Annotated in this window: 3 protein-coding genes; 2 read left to right on the plus strand and 1 reads right to left on the minus strand. The window is 72.6% G+C overall.

Going from position 1 to position 3,359, the window contains the following annotated elements; translation table 11 throughout:
• The first annotated feature begins 227 nt into the window (after positions 1 to 227).
• Positions 228 to 1,517 carry an adenylosuccinate synthase gene (locus ROTAS13_RS21535; protein ID WP_019459990.1) on the plus strand — a complete coding sequence of 430 codons (1,290 nt, stop codon included), beginning with the start codon at positions 228 to 230 and terminating at the stop codon, positions 1,515 to 1,517.
• A 33-nt stretch (positions 1,518 to 1,550) separates the two neighbouring features.
• On the opposite strand, the gene ROTAS13_RS21540 is transcribed toward ROTAS13_RS21535, so the two are convergent.
• A complete protein-coding gene (locus tag ROTAS13_RS21540; RefSeq protein ID WP_075823368.1) occupies positions 1,551 to 2,843 on the minus strand; it encodes a hypothetical protein in 1,293 nt (430 codons plus the stop codon).
• Positions 2,844 to 3,018: 175 nt separating this feature from the next.
• Between ROTAS13_RS21540 and ROTAS13_RS21545 the strand changes: the two genes are divergently transcribed.
• Positions 3,019 to 3,359 (plus strand): hypothetical protein (locus ROTAS13_RS21545; RefSeq protein WP_216348710.1); only part of this gene is annotated, 341 nt, incomplete at its 3' end.

Below are 3,359 nucleotides of genomic sequence, written 5' to 3' on the forward strand. Positions count from 1 at the left end.
TTCGCCTTACGGTGGAGCTGTGCGTAGATGTGATCAAGAGACAGCTTCCTGCCGGCGGGCGCCGATCCCGCCGCCGGGGCCGCGCTGCGGGCGCGGGGCTTCGTCACCGTGCAGGCGCTGTCGCGGGACGACGATCCGCGTCGCCTGCGTTGTTCCCATATCCTGCATGGCCGGGAGGCCGTGCCATTCGACGGCGCCGCCGCGCCGGTTTCCGGAAAGGACTGAACATGGCCAATGTCGCCGTGATCGGCGCCCAGTGGGGCGACGAGGGCAAGGGCAAGGTCGTGGACTGGCTGGCCAGCCGCGCCGATATCGTCGTCCGCTTCCAGGGTGGCCACAATGCGGGCCACACGCTGGTGGTGGGCAACCAGACCTACAAGCTGAGCCTGCTGCCCTCCGGCGTGGTGCGCGGCAAGCTGGGCATCATCGGCAATGGCGTGGTGCTGGACCCGGTGGCGCTGCTGAGCGAGATCGAGAAGGTCGGCAAGCAGGGGCTGGAGGTCGGCCCGCACAACCTGCGCATCGCCGAGAACGTGCCGCTGATCCTGCCGCTGCACCCGGCGCTGGACAAGGCGCGCGAGGCGGCGCGGGGCGAGAACAAGATCGGCACCACGGGCCGCGGCATCGGACCGGCCTATGAGGACAAGGTGGCGCGCCGCGCCATCCGCCTCTGCGACCTGGCGGACGAGGCGATCCTCTCGGCCAAGCTGGACGAGCTGCTGCTGCACCACAACACGCTGCTGCGCGGCCTGGGCGCCGAGGAGTTCCGCAAGGAGGACCTGCTCAAGGACCTGCTGGCGCTGGCGCCGAAGCTGCTGCCCTTCGCCGAGCCGGCCTGGGAGCGCCTGGACGCCGCCCGCACCGAGAACAAGCGCGTGCTGTTCGAGGGCGCGCAGGCGGTGATGCTGGACGTGGACCACGGCACCTATCCCTTCGTCACCTCCTCCAACACCGTGGCGGGCAATGCCGCGGCGGGGGCGGGCGTCGGGCCGCACGCGGTCGGCATGGTCCTGGGCATCGCCAAGGCCTACACCACCCGCGTCGGCTCCGGGCCGTTTCCGACGGAGCTGCATGACGAGATCGGCAAGCGCCTGGGCGAGCGGGGCCGCGAGTTCGGCACCGTCACCGGGCGTCCGCGCCGCTGCGGCTGGTTCGACGCCACGCTGGTTCGGCAGGCGGTGAAGGTCGGCGGCGTGCAGGGTTTGGTGCTGACCAAGCTGGACGTGCTGGACGGGCTCAAGGAGATCAAGGTCTGCACCGGCTACCGGCTGGATGGGGAGGTGGTGAAGCGCCTGCCGGCCTCCGCCGCCGCCCAGGCCAAGGTCGAGCCGGTCTACGAGACCATGGAAGGCTGGAGCGAGAGCACCAAGGGCGCGCGCTCCTGGGCCGAGCTGCCGGCGACGGCGGTGAAATATGTCCGCCGCATCGAGGAACTGGTCGAGGCGCCGGTGACGATGCTCTCCACCAGCCCGGAGCGCGACGACATCATCCTGATGAGCGATCCCTTCGCGGGCTGAGCCGTCAGGCTCCATCAGCCCCGGGGCGGCGGGTCACGGCCCGCCGCCATCCCCGGCATAGACGAAGACCACCTCCGCCACGGCGAGCGAGAGTTCCCGCGTGTCGTCGCCCCGGCCCTCGCGCGCCGGGCTGCCATGGGTGAGGCTGTCGAGGCGCAGCACGTCGAAGGCCAGCGCCTCCTCGGGCACGATCAGCACCTCCGTCCCACCCTCCACCGGTTGCAGGCGCAGCGGTGCGTGGCGGGCATCGAGGCTGGCCAGCAGGCGCGGCCGGTCGCTGCCATAGACCTGCGCGACCCGCAGCCGCACCGCGCGCACCGGGCGCCAGGGGTCCGGATTCTCGACCATGCCGCTCGGTCCCATCCAGCGGAAGGCTTCCTCCGGCGGGTGCCAGCCCAGGGTGAAGGCGCCGTCGCCGGGGCCGAGGCGCCGTTCCGCCGGCAGCACGGCCGGGGGCGGCGTGGCCTCGTCGAGCAGGGCACGCAGGGGGGTGAGCAGGCCTTCGATCCTGTCATCGGGCGCGGCGATCCGGCCGCCTTCCGGGCCGCCGCCGGCGATCAGTCCGACCACATGCTCCACGAAAGCCTCGAAGCGGGCGTCGCGCGTGGCGAAGCCGTGGTCGAGGTCCAGGCGCAGCCGTGCATCCCGCAGAGTGCTGGCCTGTTCCAGGCGGCGTAGCCTTGCCGCGAGCCCGGCCAGGGTCTCGGCCTCCTGCAACACGACCGGCGCGAGGGCCCAGCGGGCGAGGGGTGCCTCCACCCCTTCCGCGCGGATCTCCACGCTCAGCCCCGCCTCGCCGATCTCCTCTGGCCGCAGCGACAGGGCGAAGCGGATCACCGAGGCGCCGTCGGGCCGGGGAGGGGGCGGTTCCGCCACGATGGCGCGCGGCAGGGCGCCGTTCACCCGCGCGGAGAGGGGCGGGGCGAAGAGCCCGTTCACCGCGTTCACCAGCCGGCCGTGCAGCACGCCCTGGCGGGCCTCCAGAGCCTCCACCGTCGGCTCGCCTGGGCCGAGCAGCGCCCAGGCCACGCGCCCGTCCGCCAGGGCGAGGGGCGGCACCAGGTCCCCGCCGCCGCCGGGGCAAGCGAAGCGCAGCATCTCGCCGGGTGCGGCGCAGGGCAGGCGGCCGATACGGAGCGTGAGCGGGTCGCCGGGCTGGAACCCGACGGAGCCTTCCGGCAGTTCGGCGCGGCCGGCCTCCATGCCGCCCAGCCAGGCGATCAGGGGCGCCTCCAGCCGGCCCGGCGTCACGCAGCGCAGGCGCAGGAGGCCTGTCTCCAGTCCCGCATGCTCGAAGGCGGGAGGCCTCGGCCCAGCATCCGTCAAACCGTGTTCCTCTCCTGCTCCGGCATGGCGCCCTGCTACCTGAACGGGATGGGCCCAGATGGACATGACGCAATCATCCTGAGAGGTTAATCAATCATCAACCATTGGGCGAGAGTGCCCTCCCTTCAGGCCGGAGATCAGGCTTCTGCGACGCAGGCTGCACGTCTTTTCCCCGATGCCGCCGATCCGGAACGGGATCGCCGATTACGCCCGGGCCCTGACTGACGCGCTTTCCGGCGCCTATGACTGCGACATCCGCGAATCGGAGGAGGCCGCCGGGGCTGCCATTCCCCCGGGGGCGAGGGCGCTGCACCAGCTCGGCAACAATCCCGGCCATGCCTTCGTGCTGCGCGCGCTGCGGCGGGTGCCGGGGGTGGTGACGCTGCATGACATGACCCTCGCCGTGCCGGCGCGCCTCGCCCTGCCGCCCGGAGAGATCCAGGCGGCCCGGCCGGCGCTGTGGGAAGGGCTGGGGAAGCCGTGGCTGGAGGGGGGGCGCCTGCCCGGCGCGGCGGC

Origin of the sequence: Roseomonas sp. TAS13, from assembly GCF_001950415.1 — a bacterium.
Taxonomy (GTDB): Bacteria; Pseudomonadota; Alphaproteobacteria; order Acetobacterales; family Acetobacteraceae; genus Roseomonas; species Roseomonas mucosa.